Consider the following 484-nt stretch of genomic DNA (forward strand, 5'->3'; position numbering starts at 1 on the left):
TCCAAGTCAAAGAGCGGGGGGCCCGGCCCGCCGCTCTTTTTTGTGCCTGACACGGCAATTGCGGTTAAGCCGCCTTTGCTTCCACTTCATGCAACGCGAAAGAACGTCCATCCGCGTCGAAGATATGCAGGTCCTCGCCATTGGCGCTCAGCCGCAATGTCGAGCCGCGCTTGACCTCGACATTGCCGGGCAGCTTGGTCACCAGCGGCAGATCGGCGCGGCCGATGTCGACATAGACAAGCTGCACCTCGCCGAGTTGCTCGACATAGTCGACCGTCCCCTCGAACAGATAGTCCGCGCCGCTGGCGATGATCAGGTCCTCCGGCCGCACGCCAAAGCTCACCGCAGCGCCCTTTGCCGAAGCCGGCGTCGCAATCGGCACGGTCGCCTTGCGTCCGCCGACATGGCTGACGACGGTCGGGTTTCCGGTCTTTTCGATGGTCGCCGGCAGGATGTTCATGGCCGGCGAGCCGATGAACTGGGC

At 63.6% G+C, this 484-nt stretch carries 1 protein-coding gene; it reads right to left on the reverse strand.

All coding sequences use genetic code 11. The features are described 5' to 3' along the window. Positions 1-64: 64 nt before the first annotated feature. A partial coding sequence (locus tag EN925_RS39105) for a TOBE domain-containing protein (RefSeq protein WP_164894848.1) occupies positions 65-484 on the reverse strand: 420 nt, incomplete at its 5' end.

The organism is Mesorhizobium sp. M7A.F.Ca.US.006.04.2.1 (assembly GCF_004022915.1).
Classification (GTDB): domain Bacteria; phylum Pseudomonadota; class Alphaproteobacteria; order Rhizobiales; family Rhizobiaceae; genus Mesorhizobium; species Mesorhizobium ciceri.